The sequence below is a fragment of the Pseudomonadota bacterium genome (assembly GCA_016195085.1).
GTDB lineage: Bacteria > Pseudomonadota > Alphaproteobacteria > SHVZ01 > SHVZ01 > JACQAG01.
The window spans coordinates 49,074-62,790 of sequence record JACQAG010000039.1 but is presented as its reverse complement, the minus strand read 5'-3'; the positions used below and the strand labels follow the sequence as shown (position 1 = coordinate 62,790).

The 13,717-nt window shown below is 66.1% G+C and carries 10 protein-coding genes; 1 reads left to right on the top strand and 9 read right to left on the bottom strand.

What is annotated here, in order from left to right:
- The first annotated feature begins 7 nt into the window (after window positions 1-7).
- Complete coding sequence (gene clpA / locus HY058_11970; protein ID MBI3498012.1) at window positions 8-2,314, top strand: ATP-dependent Clp protease ATP-binding subunit ClpA; 2,307 nt, start codon at window positions 8-10, stop codon at window positions 2,312-2,314.
- Window positions 2,315-2,475: 161 nt separating this feature from the next.
- On the opposite strand, the gene HY058_11965 is transcribed toward clpA, so the two are convergent.
- The 9 genes from HY058_11965 to HY058_11925 all read right to left on the bottom strand — a co-directional run bounded on the left by HY058_11965 (window position 2,476) and on the right by HY058_11925 (window position 13,411).
- Entirely contained in the window at window positions 2,476-2,892 is a 417-nt protein-coding gene (locus HY058_11965; protein MBI3498011.1) for a helix-turn-helix transcriptional regulator, read from the bottom strand.
- Between the two features lie 238 nt (window positions 2,893-3,130).
- Window positions 3,131-4,237, bottom strand: coding sequence for an amino acid ABC transporter permease (locus tag HY058_11960; protein MBI3498010.1), 1,107 nt, complete (start codon window positions 4,235-4,237; stop codon window positions 3,131-3,133).
- Between the two features lie 3 nt (window positions 4,238-4,240).
- The gene (locus tag HY058_11955; protein MBI3498009.1) at window positions 4,241-5,464 is read right to left on the bottom strand and encodes an ABC transporter permease subunit; all 1,224 of its coding nucleotides are present in this window, start codon (window positions 5,462-5,464) and stop codon (window positions 4,241-4,243) included.
- Between the two features lie 376 nt (window positions 5,465-5,840).
- Window positions 5,841-6,659 (bottom strand): flagellin, encoded by an 819-nt coding sequence (locus tag HY058_11950; GenBank protein MBI3498008.1) that lies wholly within the window; start codon window positions 6,657-6,659, stop codon window positions 5,841-5,843.
- Between the two features lie 190 nt (window positions 6,660-6,849).
- Window positions 6,850-7,975, bottom strand: a protein-coding gene (gene prfB, locus HY058_11945; protein ID MBI3498007.1) for a peptide chain release factor 2 whose coding sequence is annotated in 2 segments (ribosomal slippage) — window positions 6,850-7,905 and window positions 7,907-7,975 — 1,125 coding nt in all. Because the reading frame shifts where the segments join, the coding sequence is not laid out codon by codon here.
- A gap of 79 nt (window positions 7,976-8,054) precedes the next feature.
- Window positions 8,055-8,675, bottom strand: coding sequence for a glutathione S-transferase family protein (locus HY058_11940; protein ID MBI3498006.1), 621 nt, complete (start codon window positions 8,673-8,675; stop codon window positions 8,055-8,057).
- 29 nt (window positions 8,676-8,704) lie between these two features.
- Window positions 8,705-9,586, bottom strand: a complete 882-nt coding sequence (locus HY058_11935) for a class I SAM-dependent methyltransferase (protein ID MBI3498005.1) — start codon at window positions 9,584-9,586, stop codon at window positions 8,705-8,707.
- A gap of 100 nt (window positions 9,587-9,686) precedes the next feature.
- Window positions 9,687-12,122 carry a penicillin-binding protein 1A gene (locus HY058_11930; GenBank protein MBI3498004.1) on the bottom strand — a complete coding sequence of 812 codons (2,436 nt, stop codon included), beginning with the start codon at window positions 12,120-12,122 and terminating at the stop codon, window positions 9,687-9,689.
- A 161-nt stretch (window positions 12,123-12,283) separates the two neighbouring features.
- Window positions 12,284-13,411, bottom strand: coding sequence for an N-acetylmuramoyl-L-alanine amidase (locus HY058_11925; protein ID MBI3498003.1), 1,128 nt, complete (start codon window positions 13,409-13,411; stop codon window positions 12,284-12,286).
- Between the last annotated feature and the right edge of the window lie 306 nt (window positions 13,412-13,717).

Genomic DNA, 13,717 nt, shown 5'->3' with positions numbered 1-13,717 from the left:
CAGTCTCATGTTGTCGCGGAATCTCGAGAAATCCCTGCACCGCGCCCTCGATCACGCCAATGAGCGACATCATGAGTACGCGACCCTCGAGCACCTGTTGCTGGCGCTGACCGAAGACCAGGATGCGATCGCCGTGCTCCGGGCCTGCGGGGTGGACGTCGAGCGCCTCAGGCGCGACCTCGCGGCCTATATCGACGGCGAGCTGTCGGCGCTCGTATCCAAGCGCGCCGACGAGGCGAAGCCGACCGCCGGTTTTCAGCGGGTGGTGCAGCGGGCCGTCATCCACGTGCAGTCCTCCGGACGCAGCGAGGTGACCGGCGCCAATGTGCTGGTGGCGCTCTTCTCCGAACGCGAGAGCCACGCCGTGTATTTCCTGCAAGAGCAGGACATGAGCCGCTTCGATGCGGTCAACTACATCTCCCACGGCATCGCCAAGGTGCATGGACGGACCGAGCAGCGCCGGGTCCAGGGTGCGGACGAGGAGCCGGCTCCCGCCGCCGGCGAGAAGTCCAACAAGCGCGGCCACGAGGCGCTGGATGCCTATTGCGTCAATCTGAACAAGAAGGCGGCCGCCGGACGCATCGATCCCTTGATCGGGCGCGCGGATGAGGTCGAGCGCACCATTCAGATCCTGTGTCGGCGCACCAAGAACAATCCGCTCTATGTGGGCGACCCCGGCGTCGGCAAGACCGCGATCGCCGAAGGCCTGGCACGGCGCATCGTGCATGGGGAGGTGCCCGAGGTTCTGCAGGCCTCGACCATCTACGCCCTCGACATGGGAGCGCTCTTGGCCGGCACCCGCTATCGCGGCGATTTCGAGGAGCGGCTGAAGGCGGTGATCGGCGAGCTGGAGGCGATGGAAGGTGCCGTGCTGTTCATCGACGAGATCCACACCGTGATCGGCGCCGGCGCCACCTCGGGCGGGGCGATGGACGCCTCCAATCTCCTGAAGCCGGCGCTGGCGAGCGGAAATCTCCGCTGCATCGGCTCGACCACGTACAAGGAATATCGCAACTACTTCGAGAAGGACCGGGCGCTGGTCCGGCGCTTCCAGAAGATCGACATCAAGGAGCCCTCGCCGGAGGATTCGATCAAGATCCTGCTCGGCCTCAAGCCCTATTACGAAGAGCATCACCACGTGCGCTATACCAACGAGGCGATCAAGGCGGCGGTCGACCTCTCCTCGCGCTACATCAACGACCGCAAGCTGCCGGACAAGGCCATCGACGTCATCGACGAGGTCGGTGCCGCGCAGATGCTGGTGCCGGTCTCCAGGCGCAAGAAGACGATCGGCGTCAAGGACGTGGAAGCGATCGTGGCGAAGATCGCCCGCATTCCGCCCAAGAGCGTCTCGGCCGACGACAAGGAAGTGCTGCGCGATCTGCAGAAGGATCTGAGGAGCGTCGTCTTCGGCCAGGACAAGGCGATCGAAGCCTTGGCGAGTGCCATCAAGCTGGCGCGCGCGGGGCTGCGCGAGCCCGAGAAGCCGATCGGCTGCTATCTCTTCTCCGGTCCCACGGGCGTGGGCAAGACCGAAGTGGCGCGTCAGCTGGCGCACATCCTCGGCATCGAGCTCACCCGCTTCGACATGTCGGAGTACATGGAGCGGCACAGCGTCAGCCGCCTCATCGGCGCGCCGCCGGGTTATGTCGGCTTCGACCAGGGCGGATTGCTGACCGACGCCATCGACCAGCATCCGCATTCGGTCCTGCTCTTGGACGAGATCGAGAAGGCGCACCAGGATTTGTTCAACATCCTGCTGCAGGTCATGGACCACGGCAAACTGACCGACCACAACGGCAAGTCGGTCGACTTCCGCAACGTGATCCTGATCATGACCACCAATGCCGGTGCGGCCGAGATGGTGAAGCCGGCGATCGGCTTCGAGAGGAAGGAGCGCGAAGGCGACGACACCGAGGCGATCAACCGCCTGTTCACGCCCGAGTTCCGCAACCGGCTGGATGCGATCATCGGTTTCGCCGGGCTATCGCCGGAGATCGTCGCCAAGGTCGTCGACAAGTTCGTGGGCCAGCTCGAGACCCAGCTGGGCGAGCGCGGCGTCAAGATCGAGCTGACGCAGGCGGCACGCAACTGGCTCGCCGAGAAGGGCTACGACCGGCAATACGGCGCCCGGCCGCTCAGCCGGGTGATCCAGGAGCATGTGAAGAAGCCGCTGGCCGAGGAGCTGCTATTCGGTCGTCTCGCCGGCGGCGGCACGGTCACTGTCGATCTCGTCGAAGGCAAGCTCGCCTTCCATTATCCGAGCCCGCCCGCGCCGCGTCCGGAAGCGAAGGTCCCGGCGCTCGCCGAGTAGCGTTCGTCACGGCCGAGCCCACCGGTCCGGCCGTCCACGAAGCCCCCGCTTATTTCGGGGAAGAGTTGGATGCGCGGTGCTGAATCCCCGCACATGGCTATTGGGTGTCGGTAGGCTTCTTGTCCACGGGCCTGACGGCCCCGGCCGGTGCCTCGAGCCGCCTAAGCGACCTGCTTGTCGCTGCCGTCGAAGTCCTCGACCGTCTCGCTGGCGCCGGCAATCTGCCGGATGAGCTCCATCAGGCGCCGCCTGAGAGCCACGTCTTCGATGCGGTAATAGGCTCTGACCAGCTCCAGGGTCTCGCGCTTGTTCATCGGGTCGGGTGCGACCGCCGGCGCGCCGGTGCGGCTGAACGGGATCGCCTCGGTGTCCGGGCCCAATCCCTCGAAGAAATACGTGATGGGGACGCCCAGCACGCGGCTCAGCTCGAACAGCCGGCTGGCGCCGATGCGATTGAAGCCCCGTTCATATTTCTGCACCTGCTGGAAGGTGAGGCCGAGCGCCTCGCCGAGCTGGGTCTGGCTCAAGCCCATCAGGGTTCGACGCTGGCGAACCCGCAACCCGACATGGGCATCGATCGAGCTGGCGCCGCGGGGATTGGCTCTCGTGGTCTTGGCCGAGGGCAGAGGGACTCGCTTCTTTGGCACTGCTGAAACTCCTTGCGTACTGCTAATTGGAATTGAGGCAGCGCGACTCGATTATGAATGTTTCTTGTCCGAAATCCCGCAGCACTCTTATTTAGGCCCGGCCTGCCGGGAATGCAACCCTTGATATGCAAGCCCGGTCATGCCTGGCAACCGCTCCCTAGAGACGTTCTCAGCGGCGGCGTTCCGGGTTCAGCTCCTTCTCCAGGTATTGGCTGTACTTGGACATGGTGAAGCAGCAGACGAAATACACCACCGCGGCAAACACATAAGCCTCGTTGGCAAAACCCTGCCAAGCCGCGTCCGTGAGGGCGCCGCGGACCGTGGTAAGGAAATCGAAGAGACCGACGATGATGATCAAGGTCGTGTCCTTGAAGAACCCGATGAAGGTGTTGACCAGGGGCGGGATCACGATCTTGAGGGCCTGCGGCAGGATGACGAGCCGCATCGATTGCCAGTAGCTCTGGCCGAGCGCGTCGGCGGCCTCGTATTGGCCGCGCGCCACTCCCTGGAGCCCGGCGCGGACCACCTCGGCGATATAGGCGGCCGCGAACATGATGATGGCGATCTGGGCGCGCAGCAGCTTGTCGGGGCTGGCTCCCGCCGGCAGGAACAAGGGAAAGATGATCGAGGCCATGAACAGGAAGGTGATGAGCGGCACCCCGCGGATGACCTCGATGTAGCAAATGGACAAGGTCTTGATGATCGGCATGTGCGAGCGGCGGCCGAGCGCCAGGAAGATCGCGAGCGGGAAGGCAAGCGCCAGACCGAATACCGAGAGCAGCAGCGTGACCGGAAAGCCGCCCCACTTCTCCGTCGACACCAGGCTCAAGCCGAAGCCGCCCATCATCAATACGAACATGACCGGCAGCGTCACGATCCAGGCGTAGAGCAGCTCGCGCCGCCACAAGCGCCTGAGCATGCTGAGGCCGATCATCGCCAAGAGCAGCAGGGTCACGAGCAGCGGCCGCCATTGCTCCTCATAGGGGTAGAAGCCGAACAGCATGAAGCGGAATTTTTCGCCGATGAGCGCCCAGCAGGCGCCGGCGGCGGCCCGGCATTCCTTGGACGTGCCGATCCACGTGGCGTTGAAGAACAGCCAGTTGAGCAAGGGCGGCACGATCCAGAGGAGGAGCAGAATGCAGACGATGCTGATGGCGGCGTTGAGGGGAGTGCCGAACAGCGCCAGCACGAACTGCCTCAAAGCGCTCGCGGACTTTCCCGGTGGAGCGGTGGTGCCGCCGCCGGAGCCGGGCATTTCCTCGGCGATATCTGCCATGGGTTAACGCTCTCTCAGCGCGACGCGCGTGTTGTACCAGTTCATGAAGGCGGAAATGCCGAGGCTGAGCGCCAGGTAGACGGTCATGAAGATGGCGATGCACTCCACCGCCTGGCCGGTCTGGTTCATCGTCGTGTTGGCGACGCTCACCAGATCGGGATAGCCGATCGCCACCGCGAGCGAGCTGTTCTTCGTATAGTTCAAGTATTGCGAGGTGATCGGCGGGATGATGGTGCGGAGCGCCTGCGGCAGCACCACCAGACGCAAGGTCCGGCGCCGGTTGAGCCCGAGTGCGGCGGAGGCTTCCCACTGGCCCTTGCTCACCGCCTCGATGCCGGCGCGCACGATCTCGGCGACGAAGGCGGAGGTGTAGATGGTGAGGCCGAACAGGAGCGCGCTGAACTCCGGCGAGAGCGTGAGCCCGCCGGCGAAGTTGAAGCCTTGCAGCTCGGGGATCTCCAAGGTCAGCGGCGCGCCGATGAGGTAGCCGATGAGGAGCGGCACGCCCACGAGGAGGAGGAGTGCCGCCGGCAGCACGGGGCTATGGTGGCCGGTCAGCTCCTGCTGGCGCCGCGCCCGATGATAGAGCGCGATGGTGGCGACCAGCCCCAGCAGAAGCACGCCCGCGACGATCTTGTGCAAGGGATTGAGCTCGAGCGCCGGCACCTGCATGCCTCGGTTGGACAGGAAGAAGCCGGGGATCGGATTGATCGCTTGCCGCGGGCCGGGGAGCTGGGTGATGAGCGCGTACCAGAAGAACAGCTGCAGCAGCACCGGGATGTTGCGGATGGCCTCGATATAGCCCGACACCAGGCGCGAGAGCAGCGGGTTCTTGGTGAGCCTGAGCACGCCCAGCAGCACACCCAGCACCGTGGTCAGCAAGCAGCCGATGACGGCGACCTTGATCGTGTTGAGGAAGCCCACCACCAAGGCATGCCCATAGCTGTCCGCCGGCGTATAGGGAACGATCGTCTCGCTGATGCCGAAGCCGGCTTCGTGGCTGAGGAAGCCGAAGCCCGACGTGATGTTGGCCCGGCGCATGTTGTCGATCGCATTGCTGGCGAACCACCAGCCCAGCACGATCAGCCCCGCCAGAACCAAGAGCTGGTAGAGGACGGCGCGGACCTTGGCGTCGTTCCACCACGCCCCGCCCCGCCGGGCCTGGCCGAACGCGCCGACGCCGCCGCCAGCGGCGGCCGCACCGCGCCGCGTATCGAGCTGCGTCATCCCTGCCTCCGGCGCGGAGCCGTCTTGACGATGCGCATCCGCATGACCTCAACGCCTCCCACTCCAGCGTCCGGATCCCCGAGCGGGATCTTCTTAGACGCTCCCTACAATTAGCCGTAAACCGGCGGACATGCCACTGCCGATGCCGGTCCGGGCCTGGCGAAAGGGGGTCTATGCTCGGGAGAGCTTGGCCTGTCCCAGCGTCCCAGTCCCGGGCACCCATCCTGGGACAGCGGAGGTAAGACCCTCACCCCATGGAATCTCTCCCGCATTGCGGGGTCGGGGCCGCGCAGAGCGGACCGACGGGCCGAGCGAGAGCGAGGCGGGTGAGGGTCGGGACTGAGGCGGAGATCACACCCCGCCCGGGGTCGAGCTGCTAGCGGAACAGGCTGACCAGAACCTGCGGATTGCGGTTGGCGATGCTGAGGGTCTGCGTCGCCAATTGCTGCTGGACCTGATTGGCGGTCGCCAGCGCCGAGACGCGGCCGAGATCGGCATCGACGATGCTGCCGAGGCCGATGGCTTGCGCATCGCTTTGGCCCTGCAGCGAATGCTGCTGGGCGGAGAGCGTGCGGGTATCGGACCCGAGATTGCCGAGCGCGGTCGAGAGCGAGCCCTGGGCCAGCTGCAGCGCGGAGAACGCCTGCTGGGCGCCGGCCGTGGTGGCCAGGCTCTGGGCGCCGAGATTGGCCGCGGCGGTGGAGAAGAAGCTGTTGGACTGCACCGTCAGCGTGGAGCCGTCGGTGTTGGCCAGCACGTTGACCGAGTTCGCCCCGGCGTTGAACAGGTTGGTGCCGTTGTAGGAGGCGTTCTGGATGGTCTGGCTGATCTGCGCGGTTTGCGCCTGGAAGTCCTGGGCGTAGATCGCCTGCTGCTGCGGGGTGTTGGCGCCGTTCTGTGCGGCGATCACGGTTGCCTGCAGATTGGTCAGCTGATCGGAGAGCGCGTTGCCGGCGGCCAGCGCGACCGCGGTGACACCTTGGGCATTGCTGATGCCCTGGCTCACCGCGGAGGTGGCCTGCAGCGTGCCCCGGATCTGCTGGGCGATGACGAAGCTCGCGGCATTGTCGACGGCGCTGTTGACGCGCTTGCCGGTCGACTGCTGGTTGCCCAGCGTCTGGCCCTGGCGATTTACCGAGTTGAGATTTTGGAGGGCGACGAAGGCGCCATGATTGGTGTTGATCGAGTTGGCCATGTTCTTGGGCTCCTCGGCCACTAGGCTATTTTAGCAGCCCCACGATAGTCCCGAACGGGGGCTCGCACAAGGCCGGATGCTAACGCGGAAGTGGTTGCCGAAGGGTTAAGCGACGGGCTCCGTCGAGCGCCTTTAACATGCGGATTTTACCAGTATTTTTCGAGATGCCCGGGCATCCGCGGCAGGAATCCTAGGCGCGCGCGCCGGAATCGGCACCGCCACCCACACGCGAGGCCAAGGAGGCCTCGAGGAAGCGGTCGATGGCGCCGTCCAGCACCGCCCCGGCATTGCCGATCTCCACGCCGGTGCGGAGATCCTTCACCATCTGGTAGGGCTGCAGCACGTAGCTGCGGATCTGGTGGCCCCAGCCGATGTCGGTCTTGCCGGCGGCCTGGGCCGCCGCCTCGGCTTCGCGGCGCTGCAGCTCGGCCTCATACATGCGCGCCTTCAGCATGGCCATGGCGGTGGCGCGGTTGCGGTGCTGGGAGCGGTCGGTCTGGCAGGCGACCACGATGCCGGTCGGCATATGGGTGATGCGGATGGCGCTCTCGGTCTTGTTCACATGCTGGCCGCCCGCACCCGAGGCGCGGTAGGTATCGACGCGGAGATCCTTGTCCTGGATGTCGATGTCGATGGTCTCGTCGACCACGGGGTAGACCCAGACGCTGGCGAAGCTGGTGTGTCGGCGGGCCTGGCTGTCGAAGGGCGAGATGCGCACCAGCCGGTGCACCCCGCTCTCGGTCTTCAGCCAGCCATAGGCATTGACGCCGATGACCTTGAGGGTGGCCGACTTGATCCCGGCCTCTTCGCCCGGGCTCTCCTCCAGCCATTCCACCTTGTAGCCGCGACGCTCGGCCCAGCGCGTGTACATGCGCGCCAGCATCTCGGCCCAGTCCTGCGCCTCGGTGCCGCCGGCCCCGGCATGGACCTCGAGATAGGCATCGTTGCCATCGGCTTCGCCCGACAGCAGGCTTTCGAGCTGCTTCTGGTCGGCTATGGGCTTGAGGGCGAAGATCGCCTGCTCCGCCTCTTCGACGACCGCGCTGTCGCCCTCGGCCTCGCCCAGCTCCAGCAAGCCGACCGCATCTTCGAGCGCGCGCTCGATCTGGGTCGTGTCGCCGATGGCCTTCTCCAGCTGGGTGCGCTCGCGCATGATCGCCTGCGCTTTGGCGGGGTCGTTCCACAACCCCTCGCCCTGCGCCAGCGCGTTCAGCCCCTCCAGGCGCTTGACCGCGCGATCCCAGTCAAAGATGCCTCCTCAGCAAGTCCAGCGCCTGCTTGATGTGGGTGACGGTCTGCTCGACCTCGGCACGCATCTGAACGACCCTCCTTCGGGGCGCGGAAACTGCCGTGTTCACGGCCAAAGCGCAAGACCCGGATCGAACCTGGCGCGGGTCAGCTCACCGGGAAGGCGATGTGCTTGGCATAGGCCGGACGCTCCTTGAGGCGTCCATAGTAGGCGGCGAGCCCGGGCAGGTTCGGCCGCTCGATCGGGTAGGAAAACCACCGGTGCACATGTGGGCCGATGGCGATGTCGCCGATGCTGAGCTTGTCGCCGGCGAGAAAGGGGCGCTTCGCCAAGATCGCCTCGGCCATCGTCCAGGCCTCGATCGCTTTCATGCGGGCAGCCTCCAGGGCGGCCGGATCGCGCTTCTCCACGGGAGTGCGGTAATAGCCGAACAGCATGGCGCCCATCGGCGGCGTGGCGACGCCATTCACCCAGTCCATCCAGCGGTCGGCGTCGGCGCGGACCTTGAGGTCGTTCGGCCAGAGCCCGCCGGCGCCGTGCTTGGCGGTCAGGTAGCGCACGATCGCGTTCGACTCCCAAAGCACGAAGCCATCGTCCTCGATGGTCGGCACCAGGCCGTTGGGATTGATCGCCAGGTATTTCGGCTCGCGATTGCCTCCGAACGAGCCGCCGATGTCGATCCGTTGGTAATTGAGCCGCATCTCCTCGCAAGCCCAGACCACCTTCATCACATTGGACGACGTTGCGCGTCCCCAAATTTTAAGCACCGCTGCCCTCCCTCTTTTCCTATTCAAACTCATCCGGCCTTGCGAAACACCTGGTGGCCCCAGAACCACTCGTCTTTCCACACTTCGGTGAAGCCGCGCCGGCGGAAATGCTCGAACACGCCCACGAAGTCGCTGAGGATATGCTGCGGCCGATCGGCGTCCTCGGGCTCGCAGTCGAAGCGGCCATAGATGTAGCCGCCCGGCACCAAGGCCGCGTCGATGGCATCGATGGCGGAGGCCGGGTCGTCCAGATGCTCGAAGACGTCCATCGCGGTCACGAAATCATAGGTACGCGCCGGCAGCTTCGCTTGCTTGAGATCGATGAGCTTCGCGTCCATCCCGCGCGCCTCGAGCCGCCAGCGGCAGAAGGCGAGCAAGGTCGAGCTCACATCCGCCAAGGCGACGATGCGGCAATGGGGCCGAAACAGGATCGCTCCGGCGCCCACGCCGGAGCCGAAATCGAGCAGGTCGCGGCAGCCATGAGCCCTGGCGAAGTCGAGCGCCGCCACATAGGCAAGCGGCGAGGTGTCATCGATGAGCGCATGCCACCACATCAGCTCCTCGATCAGCTCCTGGCTCTGATCATAGTAGGCGATGATCGTTTCCTTGGAGCGCGCGGCATCGACGGTGGCGAGCCATCTCGCCTTGAGGGCGGCCAGAGCCGCTTCGCAGCGGCGTCGCGTCAAGGCGAGATCGCTGGTCCCGCGCCAGCGCGCGACCTCGCTGAGGATGCTTTCCTCCAGGCTCTCAGCGCCAGGCAGCGGCAGAGCCTCGTTCCAAAGCCGGCGATAGCGGGCGAGCGCGTCGGCTTCCTCGGCGAGAAATGCCTCCTTGGAGAGCCGGTTGGCCTCGACCTCGAGCCATCGTGCCTTCAGCCGGCTCGGGGCCAAGGCGGCAAGCTGCTCTCCCATGCTTTCTCCCATGCGAAGCCTAGGGCGGCGCGGATCTTAGCGCCCCCGTTCCGGTGCGGCCAACAGCGGTGACTCTTCTGTCTGCTGGCTGGTGCAGCGACTAGTAAATCCCGCCGCCGTTGACGGGCGGGCTGGCCCTGGCCGGGATCGCGGTGATGGGCGGCTCTTCTTCGAGCTCGCTCATCGCCGGATGCGCGCCGGGCTCGGTGCCGGGCTTGAAGGCCTCCAGGATCACGTCCTTGTCGCCGGGGACCGGGAGCTTCCCATCATGCGCGTTGACCCGCACCAGCCGGATGCCAGGCGGGATGCGGAACGGGATCACCGGCTGGCCCTTGAGCGCCTCGGCGATGAAATCCTTCCAGATCGGCACCGCGACCGATGAACCTTGCTCATTCTCGCCCAACGTCCGCGGCTGGTCGAAACCGACAAAGACGCCGACCGCGAGATCGGGCGAAAAGCCGAGGAACCAGGTATCTTTTGCATCATTGCTGGTGCCGGTCTTGCCTGCCAGCGGCCGCCGGAGATCGCGGATGCGGATCCCAGTGCCGCGCTCGATCACGCCCTGCATCATCGACACCATCTGATAGGCGGTGGCCGGGTCGACGATCTGCGCACGCGCGTCGGGCAGGCGCGGCGGCGGCTGGTTCTGCCAGGCGACGTCCCGGCAGTCTTCGCAGGTGCGCCCGTCGTGGCGGAAGATGGTCTTGCCGTTGCGGTCCTGGACGCGGTCGATGAGCGTCGGCGTGATGCGCTTGCCGCTATTCACCAGTATGGCATAACCCGTCGTCATCTTGAGCAGTGTCGTGTCGGCGGCACCAAGAGCCATCGAATAGTAACGCGGCAGATAGGAGGTAATGCCGAGGGCCTCGGCTGCTTCGGCAATGCGATCCATGCCGATATCGAGCGCCACGCGAACCGTCATTTGGTTCTTGCTCTTCTCGAGCCCGACGCGAAGCGTGCTCGGCCCAAGCGACTGGTTGCCATAGTTCCGTGGCTGCCACATCGGCTGGCCCGCGCCGGGATCGAAGCTGACCGGCGCGTCGAGGATGATCGTGGACGGCGTGTAGCCGGCCTCGAGTGCCGCCAGATAGACGAAGGGCTTGAAGGACGAGCCGGGCTGCCGCTGCGCCTGGGTCGCGCGGTTGTATTGGCTCATCTCGTAGCTGTAGCCGCCGGACATGGCGAGCACGCGCCCGGTGTGCGGATCCATGGCGACGAGACCGCCGCCGACGTCGGGGATCTGCCGGAGTCCGAAGGTCGCTGCCGGGTAGGGCTTGCCCTTGTCGTCGGCGGCGACCGGCTCGACCATGATGACGTCGCCGGCTTCGAGCACGTTGCTCGCCCGCTCGATCGCCGGCCCGCGGGTCTGGCCGTCGCGGGTCTCTCGCGCCCAGCGGAGCTCGTCCAGGGGAATCCGCCCGCGCTCGCCCGAGGCGAGGCCGATGCCGGCTTCGCCCGGATCGATCGTCAGCACCACCGCCAATTGCCAGCTGCCGATGCCCGCAGGCGGCGCAATCTCCGCCAGCCGCTCCGCCCAGCCGGGGCCGGCGGCGATCTCGCCGAGCGGCCCGCGCCAGCCATGGCGCCGGTCATAGGCGATGAGGCCGTCCTTGAGCGCCTTGTCGGCGATCGCCTGCAACCGGGGATCGACCGTGGTTCTGACCGACAATCCGCCGGCATAGAGGCCCCGCTCGCCATAGCGCTGCATGAGCTCGCGGCGGACCTCCTCGGCGAAATAATCGGCACGCACGAACTCGGTCTCGTCCCGCCGCCTGATGACGATGGGGGCGGTGCGCGCCGCCTCATACTCCTCCGGGCGGATGAAGCCTTCCTCCAGCATGCGGTCCAGCACCCAGTCGCGCCTGGCCTTGGCGCCGCTGGGGTTGCGCTGCGGGTTGTAGTTGTTGGGGGCCTTGGGCAGGGCCGCCAGATAGGCCGCCTCGGCCACGCTCAGCTCGTTCAACGACTTGTTGTAGTAGTTGAGCGCCGCGGCGGCGACGCCGTAGGAGCCGGCGCCGAGATAGATCTCGTTCAGATAGAGCTCGAGGATGCGGTCCTTGGTGTAGGCGCGCTCGATACGGAAGGCGAGGATCGCTTCCTTGATCTTGCGGTCGAAGGAGACCTCGTTGGTGAGGAGGAAGTTCCTCGCCACCTGCTGGGTGATGGTGGAGGCGCCGATCGGGCGCCGGTTCTGCCCGATCTTGGCCAGGTTCTGTAAGGCGGCACGCGCCATGCTGAAGACGTCGATGCCGGGATGGCTGTAGAAGTTCTTGTCCTCGGCGGCAAGGAACGCCTTGATCACGCCCTTGGGCATCGCCTCGATCGGCACGAAGATGCGACGCTCGGTCGAATACTCGGCCAAGAGCCGGCCGTCGCCGGCATGCACGCGAGTGACCATCGGCGGCTGATAGTCGGCGAGCTGCGTGTAGTCGGGCAGCCCGCGGCCGTAATGCCACAGCACGTACACGCCGCCGCCAGCGGCGGCGACCGCCAGCACCGTGAGGGTGGCGAAGATGAAGGCGAGTGCTCGGAACATGAAGCCGCTACCCTAGCATTTTGTCGGCTGCCGCGCCCGCCTGGGCGCGTGTGACAAGCCTAAAATTGATCCGGCGTGGCTATCCGACAACGGTGGCGAAATTTAGCCCGGCCTCGGGAGCGCTTGGCAGGGCCTGATCACAGCCGCTTCGCTCGGTCTGATCAAGGTCGCTTCGCTCCGGTACGCCCCTGGAAAAAGCGGTCGATCGCCTTCAGCAGCACGCCGGCCAGCCGCTTGCGGTAGGCGGGCTGGGTCAGCAGCGCCTCATCCTGGCGGTTCGACAGATAGCCGAGCTCGATCAGGGCCGAGGGCACGTCGGGCGCCTTCAGCACGGCGAAGCCGGCGAATCGGTGGCTCTTGCGCAAAAATTGCGTTTCATGCGCCATTTCCTCGACCAGATAGCCGGCGAGCCGCGCCGATAGGTTCATGGTCTCGCGCTGGGCCAGGTCGATGAGGATGCCGGTCACCTCGGGCGCCTCGTCCGTCAGGTCGATGCCGGCGATGAGGTCGGCTTTGTTCTCGCGTTGGGCAAGGGCTTCGGCTTCCGCATCGGAGGCTTTGTCGGAGAGCGTGTAGACGGTGGCGCCGTGGAATTTGGCGTCCCCCAGGGCATCGGCATGGAGCGAGACGAACAGCTCGGCCCCGGCGGCGCGCGCCACCTGGATGCGCTCGCGCAGACGGATGAAACTGTCGTCTTCCCTGGTGAGCACGACGCGGTAGCGCTGGGTCGCTTCCAGCGTCCGCTTGATCTCGCGGGCGACCTCGAGGGTCAGGTTCTTCTCCAAGGTGCCGGTGGCGCCGATGGTGCCGGGATCGACGCCGCCATGGCCGGGGTCGAGCGCCACCACCCGCTTGGCCTCGCTCCGCTTCGGCTGGGACGGGGCCGCGGGCGGCCGGGATGCTGCCTGGCTCGCCGGCGGCGCGCCGACGGGCTGACGCATGGCCTGCAGGAAGGCCTCCCGCGTGGTCGGCTGCAGCTCGACCAGCAGCCGCCAGCCGAGGGGCGCCTGGGGTTCTTGCACGAGCGCCTGCTGCACCACCAGCGGTTGGCGGGCGTCCAGCACGATGCGGCTGGTGCCGGGCTGGAACTGGCCGAAGCGGAAACCCGCGATCGGCCCATCGGCGAAGCTGGGCGGCGGCTCCCCCAGGCGCCAGGCGGCTTGCGTCAGGTCGATGACCACCCGGTAAGGGTCGGCCAAGAGGAAGACGCGGAACTCCGGCCGTTGGCTGAGGTCGAGCTGGAAGCGCAGCCGGTCGCCTTGGCTGGCCACGCGGACCGCGGTGACCATCGTCTCGGCCGCAGCACCGGGCCAGCTCAAAGCCAAAGCGAGGACAAACAAGGCCCATGGCCGAAGCCGCGCCGCCCAGCCGAAGTCGATCAAGCTATTGGGTCCAATACATGAGAACCCACTAGATATACTGCACCCAGCCGGTCACGCCAAATGGCTTGCGCCTGGGGCGAATTCCTCCAACGAGTGTCGGCGCGATCCCTCGCCGGGCCGCAGGCAAGCCGCAAGTGCTGGCGCCGCCTGGCTTTTTGCCGAGGCCTGAAGAGCATTGTGAAATCCCCAGCCGGTCATTATGTTAGGCCTATC

What these genes read in the sequence shown, in the direction of transcription:
- clpA (MBI3498012.1), top strand. Translation starts at nt 8, where the DNA reads ATGTTGTCGCGGAATCTCGAGAAATCCCTGCACCGCGCCCTCGATCAC.
- HY058_11960 (MBI3498010.1), bottom strand. Translation starts at nt 4,237, where the DNA reads ATGGCAGATATCGCCGAGGAAATGCCCGGCTCCGGCGGCGGCACCACC.
- HY058_11955 (MBI3498009.1), bottom strand. Translation starts at nt 5,464, where the DNA reads ATGACGCAGCTCGATACGCGGCGCGGTGCGGCCGCCGCTGGCGGCGGC.
- HY058_11950 (MBI3498008.1), bottom strand. Translation starts at nt 6,659, where the DNA reads ATGGCCAACTCGATCAACACCAATCATGGCGCCTTCGTCGCCCTCCAA.
- HY058_11935 (MBI3498005.1), bottom strand. Translation starts at nt 9,586, where the DNA reads ATGGGAGAGCAGCTTGCCGCCTTGGCCCCGAGCCGGCTGAAGGCACGA.
- HY058_11930 (MBI3498004.1), bottom strand. Translation starts at nt 12,122, where the DNA reads ATGTTCCGAGCACTCGCCTTCATCTTCGCCACCCTCACGGTGCTGGCG.
- HY058_11925 (MBI3498003.1), bottom strand. Translation starts at nt 13,411, where the DNA reads ATGGTCACCGCGGTCCGCGTGGCCAGCCAAGGCGACCGGCTGCGCTTC.